The following is a 15509-nucleotide window of genomic DNA, read 5'->3' on the forward strand; positions in this document are numbered from 1 at the left end:
AGGCGCAATCACGCACCACCGTGGATCACACCGCGGCCCAGCCCCCGTCCGAGGCGAGGACCGTTCCGTTGATGTTCGCAGCGTCCTCGGAGAGCAGGAACGTGATGGGCGCGGCCAACTGCTCCGCCGTGGCGATACCCGGCATGATCACGCGGGCAGCTTCCAGGCGCTTGGACCCGAACTCCGCGATCTTCGGCTGCATGGGGATGCCCGTGGCCACCCCGCCCGGCGCCACGGCGTTCGTACGAATGCCGTCCTGGGCATACATGAACGCCATGGACTTCGTGATGCCGATGACGGCGTGCTTGGAGGCGGTGTAGGCCACCCCCGACGCGGATCCGCGCAGCCCGGCCTCCGAGGTCACGTGCACAATCGACCCGCCGCCGGTGGACAGCATCCGCTCGGTCACGGCCCGGGTCAGACGCACCAGCCCGTCCACGTTCACCGCGAAGACCTTGGCCCACATCTAGTCCGAGACCTCGTGGATCGCGGAGAAGTCGTCGTTGATACCGGCCACGTTGGCCAGGGCATCCACGCGGTCCCCGGCAGCCTCCAGCACGGCCTGGACCGCAGCCGGGTCGGACAGATCTGCCGTCACGGTCACCAGCCAGTCCGTGGCAGCCGCCTCCGCGAACTGGGCGAGCCGGTCCGCGGACACGTCCGTGGCGATCACGCGTCCACCCTCGGCCAGGATCCGTTCCGCCGTCGCCCGGCCGATGCCACCGGCGGCGCCGGTGACGATCACCGTGCGCCCCTCGAACCGCTGTGACGACGGTGGAGTGGCCTCCGCTTCTTCGGGGATCTCACCGCCGTTGGCCGCGCGGACGAGTTCGTCCACCGCTTCCTGTGGCATTTGGCCCTGCGACAGTTGGACGAGCTGCTGCAACGGGAGGGACATGGCCGGTCCCAGCGAGTCCTCGGACGAGCCCGCCTGGGCCAGTAGTCCGCGCAGTGCCGGCCCGCCCGTGGGGTGATCGAGCCATTCCCGGATGGTGTTGCGGCCCGTGATGGCAGTGGTGTTCTGGTTCATGACAGCTCCTTCGCTGATGACGACTCGCGGGTGGATCCTTCACGTCCCATGGTGGCAACCCGATGGGCCTGCAGTCCCGGGGTGGACGGGGATTGTCCCGGGATCCGGGCGGAATCCGGGCCGCGGTCAGTGGGCGGCGATGGTCACCGGGTGGGCTGCGAGTCCCTCGCCCGACAGGTGGGTGGAGGCCCGTTGGATCACGGAACGCAACCACAGATTGGCGGGATCGGTGGACTGCAGGGGATGCCAGAACATGCCCTCCACCAGGGGGACCTCCAAGTCCGGATCAAACCCGACCGCCGTGATGGACAGGGTCTGCACGGGCCGGGTGGCCAACATGCGGGGCACTGCCGCCACCAGGTCGGTCCCTTCCACGATCGCGGGCAGCCCCTGCAACCCGGCCACTCTGGCGGCGACGACCGGGGCCTGCCCCATCTGCTCGAAGAACCGCATGGGCGGGGTCACGATCGATCCACCGAACTCACCGACGGCGTGCGGCGCGGAGGCGATGTCGGCGACAGTCAGCCGCTCCGAAGCCAACAACGGATTGCTGCTGTCCATGACGATCACGAACTCGTCCCGGAACAGCTGCCGTGAACTACCGTCCAGGTCAAAACCCATGGGGCCGATCACCACGTCCACGCTGGCGAAGGTCTCCAGACCCGGCTTTAACCGGGCCCGCGACGTCGGCACGAAGTCCACGGTCACTCCCGGAGCCTCAGCCCCGATGAGTGCCCGGAGGTGACGGATCAGGATGCCCGTGACGTAGTCGGAAGCGGCGATCACGAAGGTGCGGTCGCTCGATGCGGGATCGAATTCCGCGCGGAGCTGGAGAGCGTCCTGGATGTCGGTCAGCGCCTGGTCCACGCGCGGCACCAAGGCCCGCGCGAACGGGGTCAACTCGTAGCTGCGACCGGAGCGCACCAGCAGTTCGTCGTTGAAGTGTCGGCGCAACCGGGAGAGCGCGGCACTCATCGCCGGTTGACTCAGGTGCATCCGCTCGGCAGCGCGTGACACGTTGCGCAGTTCCAGCAGCGCCTGCAGCGGGGGCAACAGGTTGAGATCGACGTCCTTCATGTCTGAATTATGGGCATGCGCTGCTCATTGGTCGCCCACCGGCGGTGCGCTGCGGCCCCGTGTACGGGCCGGGGAAGCAGGTGGGAACGTGTCGCCTCGACGAGGCCCCACCGCGTTCTCGATCCGGCCGATGCCTTGCACCTCCAGGGCCACCACGTCCCCTTCCACCAGGGGCGGCGGTGTCAGGTCGCCCGCCCTTCCCCAGAGTTCGGCCAGGCAACCTCGACCGCAGGTTCCCGAGCCCAGGAGGTCACCGGGAACCACCACGGAATCCTGCGACGCGTAGGCCACCAGCTCGGCCAGAGGCCACCCCATGTTGGCCAGCGAGTCGGTTCCCAGGGCTTGGCCGTTGACGGAGGCGGTCATGGCCAGGTGCAGGAAGCCGTCGTCGTCGTGACGGTCCGTGAATTCGTCGGCGGTCACGATCCACGGCCCCAAAGTGGAGGCGAAGTCTTTGCCCTTGCAGGGCCCCAGACGAACCTTCATCTCCCGGGCTTGGACGTCGCGGGCGGACCAGTCGTTGAAGATCGTGTAGCCGAAGATCATGCGGTGGGCGTCCGTGGATTCCAGGTTCCGGCCGTCCAGACCCTCCGCGGCACCGACGACGACCGCCACCTCCGTCTCGAAGTCCATCCTCTGGCACCCGCTGGGCACCGGAATGACCTCACCGGTGGCGCGCACGGTGTGCGGGTTGGTGAAGTAGAACGTGGGTGCCTGGTACCACTCGGGCACCACCTCACTGGCGCCGTCGACGCTGGCGGTGACTCCCTCCACGTGCTCCTCGAAAGCCACGAAGTCGCGGATGGACCGGGGCTGTATGGGGGACAGCAGGGTGACCTGTTCCAGGGACGGCGCCTCCTGGGTGTCCGTGGCCAGAACCCGCTCCGCCACCTCGAGGGTGGCCTCCAGTCCCATGTCCACCAGGTCCTGGACGTCCAGCGCCTCCGGCAGGTCGATGCAACGGCCGTCCTGCACGAACCCCGCGTGATCAGTGCCTTCAAAGCTCCATCGAGCGATCTTGACCATCGATCACACCGGAACCCGGACGGTGGAATCCACCTCGTGCATGAGACCCGGCACGTCGCCGTCGCGTTTGCCGTCCAGCATCCACTGGCCCAGCTGTACGGAGTTCTCCACCACCACGCGGGCTCTCGGTACTCGCTGGTCCCTGAAGGAGCGGAAGCTCTCTTCGTCGAAGGCCTCCGCGGCAATGAGTTCGCGCGCTAGGACGGCGGCGTCCTCGATGGCCATGGCGGCCCCTTGCGCAATGGTGGGTGGGCAACTGTGGGCGGCGTCCCCGATCAGCACCACGCGTCCGCGGTGCCAGTCACCCTCGATCAGGTGTTGGGTGAAATGCGTGTAGTTCACCCGTGCGTCGTTCTTGATGTGCTCTCGGATCTCCACCCAGGGTCCGCCGTAGCCGGCGGCGAGCTCGGCCATGATCTCGGGACCCTCCGCGAGGTCACGTTCCTGGGCGGCCTCCACCAGGTAGGCGTACATCATGGAATCACCCGTGGGGCAGTACCCCGCGATGAATGCCGGGCCCCCGTAGTACAGATCCGTGCGGACCACTTCCTCGGGCCGGGGGACGAAGGTGCGCCAGATCCCCATCCCCGTGGGCTCGGGCCGTTCGGTGATGCCGATGGCTTCCCGCACGGTGGAGTTCAGGCCGTCGGCACCGATCACCACGTCATACGTGTACGTGGTGCCGTCCTCGGCCGTGACCTGGACCGATTCGGGGTCCTGCTCCACCGCGACGACCTTGGCCCTGTAGCGGAACGTCACGCCCGCCTCTTCGGCCCTGCGACGCACGATCTCGTTGAGTTCCGGACGGTAGATCCCGATGGTGGCCGGGAGGTCCTCCCCACCGACCCGCATGTCATCCATCACCACCAGGACCGTCGCGTCCGGCCCCGGTGCCCGCAGCGCGAGATCGTTGAACGCGTAGCCGTGTTCCAGCAGTTCGTCGAGCACATCGAGTTCGCGCAGCACGCGCACGGCATTGCCCCGGAGGGTCAACCCGGAACCGAGTGCGGAGGGCCCTGAGGCCTGTTCCAGAATGTCGACGGCGATCCCGGCCCTGGCCAACATGGTGGCCAGGGTCAGGCCGCCCATGCCGGTTCCGACGATGCCAATTCGCTGAGCTGCTGGCATGGTGATCTCCTTGAGAATGTGACGAGTGAGTGCGTGGTCAGAGGATGGCCACGGGGTTGACGGGGGATCCCACGGCGCCGGTCACGGGCAGGGGAGGGGCGCTGAGCAGGAAGTCGTAGCGGTTGAGTTCCGCGCAGCGCTGTCCGAGCGCCTCGAGGTTCCACATCTCTCCGATGTAGAGCCCCATGTTGGGAATGACGATCTGGTGCAGGGGCTGGAAGGCGTCGTCGAACTCGTTCGGGCGGACCTCGAAACCCCATGTGTCGGTGGCGACGGCGGCGATGTCGCGCTCGTGCAGCCACGGCGCGGTGGTGAAGGACAATCCGGGGGCGGGCCCGCCTGCGTAGTGCCCCCATCCGTCCCGGCGGGTGCGCCCGTACTGGCCGGTGCGCACCAGCAGAATGTCTCCGTCGCGGACCTCCACACCCTGGGCGGCAGCGACGGCGTCGAGGTGTTCGGGGGTGATGGCGAACCCGTCCGGCAACTCAGGGTGCTCCGCCCCGAGCTCGGGCTGGAAGTGACGGCCGACGTCGAGCAGGACCCCGCGGCCCACGATCTGGTCGGCAGCGGTCTCGATTCCCGTGACCTGGTCGCCCTCGCTGGTCACCACGGATCCGGCGCGCCGTCCGTTCCACGCGCGGCCGTGGTCGAAGATGTGCCCCAGCCCGTCCCACTGGGTCGAGCACTGCAAGGGCATGGCAATGACGTCGTCGGCGCCGCCGAACCCGTGCGGGAAGCCCTGGTCACCGAACTCCGCCTCCGTGCCCGTGTCCGTCATGGTGTGCACGGGATTGGTGCGGCGCCGCCACCCGTTCTGCGGGCCGTTGGTGTCGAAGGCCTGGGCCAGGGAGATCACCTCGCCGGTGCTCACCAGCCCGGCCGCCTGGACGCGGTGGCCGGCGGTGATGAGGTTCAGCGTGCCGAGCACGTCGTCCTCGCCCCATCGGCCCCAGTTGCTGCATCGTGCGGCCATGTCCTTGATGCTGCCCAGGGCATCCGTGCGATCCATGTGGCCTCCTTGGTCATGACTGTGACTGCAGTCACTCTTCCGCCGTCGGTGGGGAATCGGAAGCGATGGCTGCGAATGACAGCTATCGGTCCCGTGAATAGTCCCTACGGGGAGGGGTCTCCGGTGGCCCGCTCGTGGGGGCATCAGCCCGGGCTATGGGAGGTATTCGGTCTAGTTGTTTCCCAGGCTGCACCGATGGCCTTCACTGTGAACCACATCACTCCAGCGCGGGGCTGTCCTCAAGCCCGCGTACGGACCCGGACCATCCGAGGGGATCCCATGGTGAACGCAGCACCTCAGACCAGCAGTTCCAGACCAACCGACCCGTCGGCGGGAGAGGCCGACGCCGGAAAACTCCCTGTGGTTCTCCTTCTGGCTGGAAGTTGCATGCCCGTCATGGGATCGGTGCTCCTGGCCCCGGTCCTGCCCACCATGTCGAAGGCCTTTGCAAGCACACCGGGCTCCGAGATCCTGGTGCCGGTGGTGCTGACCGCTCCGGCCCTGGTCATTGCGCTGCTCGCCCCGCTTGCGGGCGAGATCGCCGACCGGGTGGGACGGAAGACGCTCCTGGTGGTGAGCATGGTCCTGTACTCGATCTTCGGGACCGCGCCGTTGTGGCTGGACTCCCTGCACGCCATCGTGGCGTCACGCGTGGGTGTGGGCATCGCGGAGGCGGCGATCATGACCGTGTGCACCACGCTGATCACCGACTACTACTCGGGGAAGAAACGGGATCAATACCTGGGGATGCAGGTCATGATGGCCACCTTTGCGGCCACTGCGTTCTTTGCCCTGGGCGGGGCGCTCGGTGCACAGAGTTGGCGAGCCCCGTTCTGGTTGTACGTTTCCGCGGTGATCATCGCGGTCCCCATGGCGTTCGTCCTGTGGGAGCCGCAGAAGAACACTGACAAGGCCAAGGCGGTGGCCGTCCCGTGGGCGCAGATTCTGGTCCCGGCTTCCGTCACGTTGTTCGCCGGCGTGGTGTTCTACGCCCTGATCGTGCAACTGCCGTACGTTCTCACGGGACTGGGAGTCACCAGCGTGGGCATCGTGGGAGCGGGCTCCGCTCTCGCATCGTTGGCGACGGCGGTCGGCGCGGTCTCCTTCCGGTTCACCGCACACCATGGTCCCGGCAAGCTCCTGCCCGTGGCGTTCGGGCTCTCAGGCGTGGGGTTGGTTCTGATCTGGTTCTCGTCCTCGATCGTGATGGCCATGGTGGGGGCCGTGATCACCAGTGCCGGTACCGGCCTGCTGCTTCCCACGTTGCTGACTTGGGCGGTCTCCGGTCTGAAGCTGGAGCAGCGCGGACGCGGCACCGGGATCTGGACGGGGTGCCTCTACGTGGGACAGTTCCTCTCGCCGATTCTGCTCACCATCGGTGCAGGCGTCCTCGGTGGTCTGCCGGTGGCCTTGGGGGTCCTGGGTTGCCTGTCCCTGGTGGCCGCGGGGTTCACAGCACTGACGCGCCCGGACAAGCACTCCCCGCTGCACTGACGGTTCAGACGCCTGGATAGGAGTCCAGGTGCCAGAGGTTCCCGTCGAAGTCGACCACGGCCACACTTCGGCCGCCGTGATCCGGGGTGCGGATCGGTCCGTCCTGGGTGGCTCCGGCCGCAAGGGCTCGGGCCAGAACGGCATCGACGTCGTCGTCGCTCGGAAGCACCAGGTTGGTGGTGGCGTGGCCGTGGCCGACCGAATCGTCGTCGGGTCGTACGGACCCGAACATGATCCCGCCGTTGTCGCGCCACTGGAACTGGGCATGGACCACGCCGTCGGGGTCCTGGTCGTCACGAACCAGCAGGCGTTCCTGGAACCCGATGGCCGAGAGGAACGCAATCGCGCGGTTCGCGTCGGTGAAGCGGAGGCATTGGAAGAGCTGTGGAGTAGTCATGACGCCAGCATGGTCACTGTCCGGGCAAAGGTTCTTGAACATTTGGGAACTCCGCCAGTGACACCTTGGGAGGGACATCGGCGAATCCGGACCATTCGCGGGTCAGATGGGCCTGATCGGCGTAGCCCGCGGTGTGGGCCACCGTGGCCAGTGGAAGGCCGGATTCAGCCAGCCGGCGGGCCTCCTGGAACCGCGCCAGGCGCCGGAGCTCGGAAGGGGTCAGGCCGTATTCGGACCGGAACCGATTGAGCAGATGGCGCCGCGACCAACCGGTCTCACGGGCTGCCTGGTCAACGGTGGCCGACGAACCGTGGGTGAGCAGGTGCCACGCCCGCTGTAGTTCCGGGCTAGCCGGGGCGTCAATTGTGTGGCTGAGGCGCCCCATGAAGTACTCGGTCAGGAACCTGAACCGGGAGGGCCAGTCCAGGTCTGACATCCGCTCGTGAGTTTCGCGGAGGCACTGCCCAGCCTGCGCACCGGACACAATCTCCCCGGAAAGCGCACCGATGGGCATCTCCAGGAAGGCCCGTGATCCTAGCGGCGTCAGGCTCACCTGGATGCCGTGCTGCGATCCGTGGGTGGGTATCAGGGCCGGGCGGGTGTGCAAACCGGCCACCAGCACCCACATCTGGGTGGTTGCCGCCAGATCCCACCCCGCATCCACCGGGTGGTCGAACTGGAAGATCAAGGTCATGTTCGTGGACGGCAGGCCGTGGTGAATCAGCTGGTCGGGAAGGGTGTAGTCGTATCCCTCCCAGCGGGAGATGTACTGCCGTAACGGCCCCGGGACCTGCGGTCGGTAGGAGGGCATGTGACGATCATCGCCGCGCAGGGGCGATCCGCCAAGGGCTCATGGTTGAGCCGTCGGAGCGTTGCGCAATAGTGAATCCATGGACCTCACCCCGGTACGCACCGTGTACGACGCCGCCGCCCCCACCTACGACGTACTTCTTCCCGATCTGCGCATCGAGCAGCCGGTGGACCGGACCATGATTCGAGCCTTCTGCGACGAGGTGTTGGACACCTCCGACCACACGGTCCTGGACGCGGGCTGCGGTGCGGGGCGGATGATTCCCGAGCTGAAGGATCGTGGCCTGCGGCCTCGGGGCGTGGACCTGTCGAGCGGAATGATCGAACGGGCACGTCGTCGGGAACCGGAGGTGGACTTCCGGGTGGCCGACCTCCGGGCGCTGCCGTACGCGGACGACTCCTTCGGCGGGGTGATCGCCTGGTACTCGCTGATCCACTTCGACTACCCGGCGCTCGCGGAGGCTCTGACCGAGCTGGCCCGGGTCACCAAGCCCGGCGGCGTACTGTTGACGGGCTTCCAGGTGGGGTCCGGACTCCGAGAGATCTCCAACGCCTACGGAACCCGGAGCGAGATGACCGCCTGGCTCTACTCGCCTGAGGAGATCGCCTCCGTGGCCACGGCCGCAGGGTGGACGACGACGGCGACCGCCCGCCGCGAACCTGTCATGGAACCCCACCCGCAGGGTTTCGTGCTGGCGCGCAAGGGTGAGTGACTCCCGCGTCACACCCGGAATAGGGACCCGACTGGTGGTCGTTGGTGCCAGTGAACGCCACCGACCGAGTGCTTTTCACCTGGAGGTTCTAACCTTGCCCACCCTGTTCGATCCCCTGACTGTCGGAGACCTGGAACTGCGCAACCGCGTGGCCATGGCGCCGTTGACCCGTTCCCGTGCGGAAGAGGACGGCGTGCCCACGGATCTGCACGTCGAGTACTACGCACAACGCGCGGGGGCCGGTCTGGTCGTGACCGAAGGAGTCTTCCCGGCCTTCACCAACCGTGCGTTCGTGGGTCAGCCGGGCATCGTGAGCGACGAGCAGCAAGCCGGTTGGAAGCGGGTCGCGGACGCAGTGCACCAGCACGGCGGAACCATCGTCATGCAGATCATGCACGCAGGCCACGTGACCCACCCGGGTCTGACCCGCGGTGCTCAGCCGGAAGCACCCGGTGCCACCAAGCCCCACAACGGGCAGATCCGCACCTACGACGGCAAGCAGGACGCCGTCGAGGCGCGAGCCCTGACCGGTGAGGACCTGGCCCGCGTCAAGGACGAGTTCGTCACCGCAGCCCGACGCGCCGTGGACGCCGGGATGGACGGCGTGGAACTGCACAACGCCAACGGGTACCTGCTGCACGAGTTCTTGAGCCCGGTCACCAATCAGCGCACCGACGAGTACGGAGGATCGCCTGAGGCCCGCGCGAAATTCGGCATCGAACTCGTGCGCGCGGTGGCCGCGGAAATCGGGGCCGGACGCACGGCCCTGCGGATCTCGCCCGAGCACAACATCCAGGGTGTCCCGGAGACTGATCGGGCTGACGTGCTGACCACCTACGGTGCGTTGATCGAGGGCATAAAGGACCTTGGCCTGGCGTACCTGTCCGTGCTCTACGCCGACATCGACGGCGACCTGGTCGCCGAGCTGCGTAACCGCTTCGGCGGCGCCTTCTTCCTCAACAGCGGGTTCGGCGTCACCACGGGACGTGCCGAGGCCGAGCACGTCGTGGAAGACGGGGTGGCCGACGCCGTCGTCGTGGGCCGTGCGCTGATTGCCAACCCGGACCTGGTCACGCGCTGGCGGGACGGTCTGCCGGAGAACGAACCCAACCCGAAGACCTTCTACACGCCCGGCCCCAGGGGCTACACGGACTACCCCTTTGCCACTGAGCCTGCGGAGGTGGCCTCCGTCTGAGGCACGGAGACCCCTACTTCTGCGCCTTCTGCAGGAACTCGAGGGCCAGCGGACCGCCCGTGACGGCCCCGAGCTCGCCCTCCTCCACGAAGACGGAGATCGCCAGGTCTTCGTGCGCTGCGATGATCCAGGCGTGGGTCTTGGGCGGGTCGTCGTTGCCGTACTCGGCGGTGCCGGTCTTGCCGATGGCCGTGTCCGGTTCCAAGGCCTGCAGGTTGTCCATGTAGCCGGTGGCCACCACCTCGCGCATGCCCGTGCGTAGTTCCTTCGCTTCCTCCTCGGTCAGTGGCTCCGACGGGGAGGCGGTCGAGGACGGGTCGTCGTCGGTCACCAGGATCGGGGCCACGGTGTGCCCGGCCACCACGGAGGCCATGATCGTGGCCAGGGACAAGGGGGAGACAAGGGTGCGGCCTTGGCCGAACAACGCGGCCGCGTGCGCCGCACCGGTTTCCTCGTCCGGGATGGAGCCGCTGAAGGCATCGATCCCCAGGTTGTACTCCTGACCCAGCCCCAGCGAGTGTGCGGCGGTGGCCAAAGCGCCCTGATCCACGCGGTCGTGCTGGGAGATGAACGCCGTGTTGCACGAATGGGCCAGTGCGTCCTTGATGGGGATGTCCCCTATGAAGTCGGTCGAATACCCCGGGGCGTTGCCGAACTGGGCACCGTCCACCGTGATCGTGGTGCTGCAGTTGACGTTGCTGTCCATCGTGTCGCCCAGGCGCACCATGGCAAGCGAGGTGACCACCTTGAACGTAGACCCGGGCGCGTACTGACCTTGGGCCGCGGTGGGGTAGCCCTGGGATCCGCTGCCGTCCGCCAACGCCAGGATGTGCCCGTCGGAGGGCCTGATGGCCACGATGGCCGACGGCGATTCCACGTCCTCCAGGATCTTCTCCGCGGCTTCCTGCAGGTCGGGGTCCAACGTGATGTGCAGGTCTTCGCCGTTGGTCGGGTCGGATTCGAACACGGTGCGTGCCGTGGCACCCTTCGGGGTGCCGTCCGTGTTGAGCGGGGTGATGTTGATGTTCAGGCCGTTGTGACCGGACATCTTGTCGTTGAAGGAAGCCTGCAGACCACCCTGGCCGATCTGGTCGCCCGCCGTGAGCTTCCCGTCCGACTTCTCGATGTCCTCCGCCGTGACATCCGCGACCCGGCCGAGCGTGCTGACGGCGAACGTGCTGGTGGGCGCCAACGCCATGGTGGCCGGGGCGGCCGTGAACCCCGGAATGGACTGCGTGGCGGAGGAGTCCAGCTCCCGGTAGGCGTCCTCCCGCAGCGTGATCGCCGGAACGGTCTGGTTCTCACCCGCACCGTTGACGGTGTCCACGTACGTGTCCACGTCGATGTCCACGACGGCGGCCAACTCCCGCGCCGCGGATTCCTTCTGGTCCTCGGGGATCTGGCTCAGATCCAGTCCCACCCGGTACACGGGGCGTTGAGCAACGATCACCTTGTCCTCGGCGCCGACAATGCTGCCGCGTTCCGCAGGGGTCCTGGTCAGGGCCAGGCCCTCGCCGTCTTCGAGCGACGGCTCGATGATCGTGGGGGACCAGACGGGCTGCCAGTTCTCGTCCCCGTCGGAGTGCATGGTCACCGTGGTGTCGTAGCTCCAGGTGTCTTCGACGTCGGGCAGCGTCCAGTTCCAGGTGAACGTGGCCTCGCGGTTGCCGTCGTCGGTTATCTCGCCCATCTCCCCGACCTCGACCGTCCACTTGGCATCGGGCACGTTGGCGACGATCCGATCGAAAGCCTCCTGCGCGTCCGATCCGGTGGCGCCGTCGAATTCGATCCCGGACACGTCCCGGTCGGTGAGTGCCTGGGCCAGCGCCTGAGCTTCGTCACTGCCGCGACCCCCGTTGACCAGGCCGCAACCGGCCGTCAGGAGCATGAAGGCTCCGGCCCCGACCCCACCCAGCAGCGTGCGACGGTTCAGGATTCCGAAGGTCACGGGACTCTGGGGGCGGGGGGAAGTCATCTGCGGCCTTCCTGTTCGACGGCGATGGGCGTTGACCGGCTGATGTGAATAGATGCTAGGTCAACCGGCTGGATTCACCCCGTGCCGTCCGCCGCCGTCGACTGTGAGTCACCCGCCCCTCACGGCCGGTGAGACAGGTACTCGCCCAGCACCGCCGATCCCAGGTCGTCGACCGCCGGTGCCACCACCCGTCCGTCTACGCGGCGGGCCATCGCGCCCAGGAACCGCTCCAGGCCCGGGTCATCGCCCAGCCGGAAGAACGTGGTCTGGGCGCCGAACCGGGCCACCTTGTCCAACTGCGCGACCGTCAGATTCAACGTGTGCTGACCCGTGGGCCAGTCGAAGTACGCGTCCCCGTCGGGCAGCAGGTGGGCGGTGGGCTCCCCGTCCGTCACAACCAACAGGACCGGTTGCATGGACGGGTGACGGCGGAAGAACTTGTCCGCCAGCAGTAGCCCGTGATGCAGGTTGGTGCCTTGCTCGTGGACCGGGGGCAGGGCGGTCAGTTCCTCGGCGTCCAGACTGTGCGCCCACCGCCCGAAGGAGATCAGCTCCAGCGCATCACCCCTGAACCGGGTGGACACCAGGTGGTGCAGCGCCAGGGCGGTCTGTTTCATGGGCAGCCAGCGGCCTTCGGCGGCCATCGAGAACGACGTGTCCACCAGCAGCGCCACGGCCGCCTGGGTGCGGGCCTCGGTCTCCTGGACCTCCACGTCGTCCACCCGCAACCTGAGGCCGTTGCCCGTGGAGCCCTCGTCGGCCACCGTCCGCTGGACGGCGTTGGTGATCGTGCGGGTGACGTCCCAGGGTTCGACGTCGCCGAACTCCCACTGCCGCGTGGCGCCCGTGGGCTCACCCGCGGCGCCCGCCATCCGGGTGTCTCGCGCCCCGGTGCGGCCGCTGAGTTGCCGTGCGGCGTCCTGCATCAGGGACTTCCCGAGCCGCCGAACTGCCTTGGGGGAGAGCTTGAGGGAACCGTCCGAGGCCCGCTGCAGCAGGCCCGAGTCCCGCAAGGCGCGTTCGAGTTCCGCGAGCGTTCGGGCATCCACCGCGGCGTCGTCACCGAGCTGGCGGGCCAGGGTCTCGACGTCGATGTCGTCCAGTCCCGCGCCCTGGTGGTTCTGGGCCAGCTGATCGGCCAATGCGTCCAGATCGGCGATGTCCTGCAGCAGGCCCGTGCCGTCGCCGAGCCCCATGCCCTCCTGCCCGCCGAACTCCTCCGAACCGGACCAGTCCTCACCCGGGCGCAACGCCTGAAGATTGGCGTCCAATTGGCCGAGCTGCGCCATGAGTTCGGGCGAGCCGAAGGCCTGGGCGGAGAGCTGCATCAGTTCCTGCCGCTGCTCCGCGGTCATGGAGTTCATCATGCGCTGGGCTGCCGCCGAGCGCTGTGCCATGGCGTCGATCAGCTCGTCCACGGACTGGGGATCCTCCGGGAAGAACTCCCCGTGCTTGTCCATGAAGTCCCGGAAGTCCTGGTCTGTGTCCTCACCCCGGGCGTGCTTGGCCAGCAGCTCGTTGAGGTCGGTGAGCATCTCCCCGATGCGCTCGCGGTCCTGGTCCGTGGCGTTCTCCAGGGCCTCTTTCATCCCGGCGAAGCGCTGGTCAAGGACCTCACGCCCCAGCAGGTCCTTGATCTGTTCGTAGGATTCCTTGGCGCTCTGGGAGGCCCAGTCGTAGTCGGCCAGTTCACTCACGGCCGCCGCCGTCGACGACGGCAACCCGTCCAACCGCATCTCCCGGAACTGCCGGTCCGTGGGATCCATCCGCGCGTCACGCAGGAACTGTTCGCGTTCCAGGCGCAGCGCGTTGTCCAGGAGCTTCTTGACCTCGTCCAACGTGCCGCCCAACTTGTGGCGGTTGAGCAGGTCCTGCCGACGTTGATTCACCCGCCGCGAGAGGTCGTCCAGCCCGCGCTGGTTCCGGCCCCCGCGGCGGAGGAACTCGCGCAGCGCCTCCCGCGGGGAGTAGCCCTCCATGACGTCGCGCCCGATCGCATCCAGCGCCTCCGTCAGGTCGACGGGTGGCGCCAACGGATCCGGGCCGCCCGTGTAGCGGCCGTACCGGCTGTAGTGGCGGTGCTTGGCCATGGCGGCCCTTCTTCCTGGCTGGTGTACCTGGTGCTCTCCCGCGGGACAGGGGCAGGTCAGCCGTAAATCGTGCCGTCCGTGTCGGCGTCCTTGGAGATCTTCTGGGACAGGAACAGGGCTTCCAGGGCGAGTTCGATTGCGTTGGCCCGTTCACCGACCGAGGTGGCGTTGACCGCCGCGGCCAGGTGGTCGTACAGGTCGCCGTCGTTACCTTCTTGCGTGCCGTCGTACTCGGGGTCTAGCGGCGGCAGCCCGTCCAGGAACTGTTGGGCGGGCACGTCCCCGCCGGTGCTGACCGCGATAGTGCCGTCCAGGGCTTCGATGAGGGGCCCCAGGTCGATTCCGCGGAAGCAGGACTGCACGGTTTCCATGGTGGCCCGGCGCAGGAGGTGTTCCAGGACGGCGATCTCGCGGCCTTCCTCCCCGGACTCGAACTCGATCTTGCCGGCCAGGACTTCCACGGCCGCCTCGACGTCGACCAGTCGGGCCACGGCCTGGTCCTCTCCGTGGACGGTGGCGCGGCGCAAGGCGGAGGCCGCCGTCGTTTCGGCACCGGCGATCGAAAAGCGTGCCGAAACCCCCGATCGCTGGTCAACGGCGGAGGACTCGCGCAGCAGGCGCGTGTACCGGGCCAGGATTTCCAGCAGCGTGTCCGGGACCTCGGCCACCAGGTCGGCTTCCTGGCGGATGACTGCGATTTCGTCGGCGAGTTCGATGGGGTAATGCGTTCGGATCTCGGCGCCGAAGCGGTCCTTGAGCGGGGTGATGATGCGGCCGCGGTTGGTGTAGTCCTCGGGGTTGGCGGAGGCGACCACCAGCACGTCCAGCGGCAGTCTCAGGACGTAGCCGCGGATCTGGACGTCGCGCTCCTCCATGACGTTGAGCATGGACACCTGGATGCGTTCGGCCAGGTCAGGCAGTTCGTTGATGGCCACCACGCCGCGATGCGCACGGGGGATCAGACCGTAGTGGATGGTCTCCGGGTCACCCAGGCGTCGGCCCTCGGCCACGCGGATGGGGTCGATGTCACCGATCAGGTCGGCCACGGATGTGTCCGGGGTGGCCAGCTTCTCGACGTAGCGCTCGTCCCTGTGGCGCCACGTGATCGGGAGGCTGTCACCCTCCGTCTCGATACGGGTGCGGGTGGCCTCCGTGATCGGGTCGTCGGGGTGTTCGTGGAGTTCCGAGCCCTCGACCTCCGGAGACCATTCGTCCAGCAGGCCCACGAGTGTGCGCAGCAGGCGAGTCTTGCCTTGGCCGCGTTCGCCCAGCAGGACGACGTCGTGCCCGGCGATCAGCGCCCGCTCCACTTGAGGCAGAACGGTGTCACTCAGGCCGTGCAGTCCGGGCCACGGGTCCCGGCCCTCGGCCAGCGCGGACAGGAGGTTCTCGCGGATTTCTTGGCGAAGAGGGCGGTGGTTGTACCCCGCCGCGCGTAGTCCGCCAAGGGTGTTGATCTCAGGGCGCTCAGTCACGGTTTCAACGCTAGACCTGCTGCCCACCCCCGACCAGCCAGGTCCCCTCTGAGCGAACCGCCGTCCCCTCTCCCGCCGAACCCTCCCGAA

Annotated in this window: 12 protein-coding genes and 1 pseudogene; 3 read left to right on the forward strand and 10 right to left on the reverse strand. The window is 67.6% G+C overall.

The annotated features are described in order from the left end of the window. Nucleotides 1–25: 25 nt before the first annotated feature. The 5 genes and pseudogenes from EDL96_RS03470 to EDL96_RS03490 all read right to left on the reverse strand — a co-directional run bounded on the left by EDL96_RS03470 (nucleotide 26) and on the right by EDL96_RS03490 (nucleotide 5270). Nucleotides 26–1030: pseudogene (locus EDL96_RS03470) on the reverse strand (SDR family NAD(P)-dependent oxidoreductase). A 126-nt stretch (nucleotides 1031–1156) separates the two neighbouring features. After that, nucleotides 1157–2107, reverse strand: a complete 951-nt coding sequence (locus EDL96_RS03475) for a LysR family transcriptional regulator (protein WP_123824429.1) — start codon at nucleotides 2105–2107, stop codon at nucleotides 1157–1159. Nucleotides 2108–2131: 24 nt separating this feature from the next. After that, entirely contained in the window at nucleotides 2132–3133 is a 1002-nt protein-coding gene (locus EDL96_RS03480) for a fumarylacetoacetate hydrolase family protein (RefSeq protein ID WP_123824430.1), read from the reverse strand. 3 nt (nucleotides 3134–3136) lie between these two features. After that, on the reverse strand, nucleotides 3137–4261 hold the full coding sequence (locus EDL96_RS03485) for an FAD-dependent monooxygenase (protein WP_123824431.1): 1125 nt from the start codon (nucleotides 4259–4261) through the stop codon (nucleotides 3137–3139). A 37-nt stretch (nucleotides 4262–4298) separates the two neighbouring features. After that, on the reverse strand, nucleotides 4299–5270 hold the full coding sequence (locus EDL96_RS03490; protein ID WP_123824432.1) for a cyclase family protein: 972 nt from the start codon (nucleotides 5268–5270) through the stop codon (nucleotides 4299–4301). Nucleotides 5271–5657: 387 nt separating this feature from the next. Between EDL96_RS03490 and EDL96_RS03495 the strand changes: the two genes are divergently transcribed. Then, on the forward strand, nucleotides 5658–6764 hold the full coding sequence (locus EDL96_RS03495; RefSeq protein WP_233568654.1) for an MFS transporter: 1107 nt from the start codon (nucleotides 5658–5660) through the stop codon (nucleotides 6762–6764). Nucleotides 6765–6768: 4 nt separating this feature from the next. Here EDL96_RS03495 and EDL96_RS03500 read toward each other — a convergent pair whose 3' ends face one another. Further along, the gene (locus EDL96_RS03500; protein ID WP_123824434.1) at nucleotides 6769–7161 is read right to left on the reverse strand and encodes a VOC family protein; all 393 of its coding nucleotides are present in this window, start codon (nucleotides 7159–7161) and stop codon (nucleotides 6769–6771) included. Between the two features lie 13 nt (nucleotides 7162–7174). Beyond that, nucleotides 7175–7972 (reverse strand): AraC family transcriptional regulator, encoded by a 798-nt coding sequence (locus EDL96_RS03505; RefSeq protein WP_123824435.1) that lies wholly within the window; start codon nucleotides 7970–7972, stop codon nucleotides 7175–7177. A gap of 79 nt (nucleotides 7973–8051) precedes the next feature. Between EDL96_RS03505 and EDL96_RS03510 the strand changes: the two genes are divergently transcribed. Together EDL96_RS03510 and EDL96_RS03515 are read left to right on the forward strand one after the other, a co-directional pair. Then, entirely contained in the window at nucleotides 8052–8684 is a 633-nt protein-coding gene (locus tag EDL96_RS03510; protein WP_123824436.1) for a class I SAM-dependent DNA methyltransferase, read from the forward strand. Between the two features lie 94 nt (nucleotides 8685–8778). Beyond that, nucleotides 8779–9879 (forward strand): alkene reductase, encoded by a 1101-nt coding sequence (locus tag EDL96_RS03515; RefSeq protein WP_123824437.1) that lies wholly within the window; start codon nucleotides 8779–8781, stop codon nucleotides 9877–9879. 13 nt (nucleotides 9880–9892) lie between these two features. Here EDL96_RS03515 and EDL96_RS03520 read toward each other — a convergent pair whose 3' ends face one another. From EDL96_RS03520 to EDL96_RS03530, 3 genes are all read right to left on the reverse strand, one after another. Next, the gene (locus EDL96_RS03520) at nucleotides 9893–11854 is read right to left on the reverse strand and encodes a penicillin-binding transpeptidase domain-containing protein (RefSeq protein WP_123824438.1); all 1962 of its coding nucleotides are present in this window, start codon (nucleotides 11852–11854) and stop codon (nucleotides 9893–9895) included. A 119-nt stretch (nucleotides 11855–11973) separates the two neighbouring features. Further along, a complete protein-coding gene (locus EDL96_RS03525) occupies nucleotides 11974–13944 on the reverse strand; it encodes a VWA domain-containing protein (RefSeq protein WP_123824439.1) in 1971 nt (656 codons plus the stop codon). Between the two features lie 56 nt (nucleotides 13945–14000). After that, nucleotides 14001–15419, reverse strand: a complete 1419-nt coding sequence (locus EDL96_RS03530) for a sigma 54-interacting transcriptional regulator (RefSeq protein WP_123824440.1) — start codon at nucleotides 15417–15419, stop codon at nucleotides 14001–14003. Nucleotides 15420–15509 lie beyond the last annotated feature (90 nt).

The organism is Kocuria soli (assembly GCF_003797835.1).
GTDB classification, from domain to species: domain Bacteria; phylum Actinomycetota; class Actinomycetes; order Actinomycetales; family Micrococcaceae; genus Kocuria; species Kocuria soli.

Excerpts from the sequence above, each read along its gene's own strand:
- EDL96_RS03485 (WP_123824431.1), bottom strand. The coding sequence starts at position 4,261 with ATGCCAGCAGCTCAGCGAATTGGCATCGTCGGAACCGGCATGGGCGGC.
- EDL96_RS03520 (WP_123824438.1), bottom strand. The coding sequence starts at position 11,854 with ATGACTTCCCCCCGCCCCCAGAGTCCCGTGACCTTCGGAATCCTGAAC.
- EDL96_RS03505 (WP_123824435.1), bottom strand. The coding sequence starts at position 7,972 with ATGCCCTCCTACCGACCGCAGGTCCCGGGGCCGTTACGGCAGTACATC.
- EDL96_RS03475 (WP_123824429.1), bottom strand. The coding sequence starts at position 2,107 with ATGAAGGACGTCGATCTCAACCTGTTGCCCCCGCTGCAGGCGCTGCTG.
- EDL96_RS03490 (WP_123824432.1), bottom strand. The coding sequence starts at position 5,270 with ATGGATCGCACGGATGCCCTGGGCAGCATCAAGGACATGGCCGCACGA.
- EDL96_RS03500 (WP_123824434.1), bottom strand. The coding sequence starts at position 7,161 with ATGACTACTCCACAGCTCTTCCAATGCCTCCGCTTCACCGACGCGAAC.
- EDL96_RS03525 (WP_123824439.1), bottom strand. The coding sequence starts at position 13,944 with ATGGCCAAGCACCGCCACTACAGCCGGTACGGCCGCTACACGGGCGGC.
- EDL96_RS03495 (WP_233568654.1), top strand. The coding sequence starts at position 5,658 with ATGCCCGTCATGGGATCGGTGCTCCTGGCCCCGGTCCTGCCCACCATG.
- EDL96_RS03510 (WP_123824436.1), top strand. The coding sequence starts at position 8,052 with ATGGACCTCACCCCGGTACGCACCGTGTACGACGCCGCCGCCCCCACC.
- EDL96_RS03480 (WP_123824430.1), bottom strand. The coding sequence starts at position 3,133 with ATGGTCAAGATCGCTCGATGGAGCTTTGAAGGCACTGATCACGCGGGG.